The sequence below is a fragment of the Paraburkholderia madseniana genome (assembly GCF_009690905.1).
Taxonomy (GTDB): domain Bacteria; phylum Pseudomonadota; class Gammaproteobacteria; order Burkholderiales; family Burkholderiaceae; genus Paraburkholderia; species Paraburkholderia madseniana.
The window spans coordinates 1-707 of the sequence record NZ_VOSW01000308.1; the positions used below are offsets into that span (position 1 = coordinate 1).

The following is a 707-nucleotide window of genomic DNA, read 5'->3' on the forward strand; positions in this document are numbered from 1 at the left end:
TCTCCCGATCAAAATGACGTCCATCGAACAACTCCTTCAGGCTCTTCAGTTTGGTCATCACCGGTTATCAGTTCGTTTTGCTCCAACAACTCTAACCGATTCGCCGATCCTATTTGCACCAGAACCGTTGCGAGCCTCCCCAACTTTTGCGCGCTCTCGACTGAGGCGAAGTGACACTTTCATTGCGCTCGGAGTGGAAGCAAAACTGTCACCTCGACTCCACTTGGCCACATCGCGCTGTGGTGCGGCCAGTGACAGATTTATTGCGCTCTACGCCATGAGGCGATTCAATGATTGGGATAACTACAAGTTCTGGCGATTCTCATATGCAAGGTGGCGAGATCGGGCGCGCAGAAGCGAAGCCGGATTAGCGGCCATCTGATTTCGGTCAATTTATATGAGCATGCGATCCGGGCACGGGCGCACGCCAGTCAACTGGTATGCAGACGCGGGCAACTCACAATGCTCCGGGGTCCGGAAATACAGGCCGGCGCATGCTGCGTCGGATCTACTGGCCAGCCAGTGAAAAAAACTCGGTGAAGCACAGGCACCGGCCATACCGGCAAGCAGGTCGATCAGTAACGGTCCAGCCGGTTTCCGTCAATCCGCACGCGGTCGCCCGGACGGAGATCGCCGGGTGAGGGCACGTCGAAGGAGCGTGACGATCCGTCATTGAGTTGAACAACGATTCGATACGCGCTCGGGGC

The 707-nt window shown here is 56.4% G+C and carries 1 pseudogene; it reads right to left on the reverse strand.

What is annotated here, in order from left to right:
- Positions 1-575: 575 nt before the first annotated feature.
- Positions 576-707: pseudogene (locus FSO04_RS49145) on the reverse strand (glycine zipper 2TM domain-containing protein); the annotation flags it as partial.